Below are 616 nucleotides of genomic sequence, written 5' to 3'. Positions count from 1 at the left end.
TAGACCCCGATTTCCCTGTATTTCTTGGAGTGGTCTGCTGGCGGTGCCGTAGAGACCTGTGCTCCGTGCACATCGGCACCCCTCTTTCTCATGCACAAAATCGCCCGCCCTTTTTCGTGGGCCAAATTGGGTGCAATTTTTCAAACGGACCCCTCTTTTGCTGGGCGCCTATGCGCTCTGTTTTTTCAGGAGCCCGGTTGGAGGGGGCCAATGTCCCTGGAGGTTTTCCCCGGCAGTTTTCACAGCAACACCTCGGCGCGCAGGCCCCGCCACCTGCACCAGTCCGGCCACCTCCAGCTCGCGCAGTATCTGCTGCACGCGGCGCTCGCTGATCCTGAGCATCCCGGCGATCTCGCGGGTGCCGAACCCCTTCTCGATGAACCGAGCCACGCTGCGCTTGCGCAGGTCGTCCTCATGGTCGCGCAGGCGGGGTACGGCCAGGTGCTCGCCCGGCCATGCCTCACACAGTCGCTTGGCGGCTGGCAGACCCAGCAGGCGGACCAGCAGGTGGCCTTCCTCGGCCACGATGGGCACGTAGAGGTTGCTGCCGTCACCGAACCAGGCCACGAGACGCAGTGTCGCGCTGAAGCCGATCACGGCGCTGATGTCATCGAGG

At 63.8% G+C, this 616-nt stretch carries 1 protein-coding gene; it reads right to left on the bottom strand.

Going from position 1 to position 616, the window contains the following annotated elements:
- Positions 1-168 precede the first annotated feature (168 nt).
- On the bottom strand, positions 169-616 hold a 448-nt coding region (locus tag I6E78_RS18505), incomplete at its 5' end, for a hypothetical protein (RefSeq protein ID WP_197183124.1).

Origin of the sequence: Pseudoalteromonas sp. NZS127 (genome assembly GCF_015864805.1) — a bacterium.
Taxonomy (GTDB): Bacteria; Pseudomonadota; Gammaproteobacteria; order Enterobacterales; family Alteromonadaceae; genus Pseudoalteromonas; species Pseudoalteromonas nigrifaciens.
This window is presented reverse-complemented; position numbering and strand designations above follow the sequence as displayed.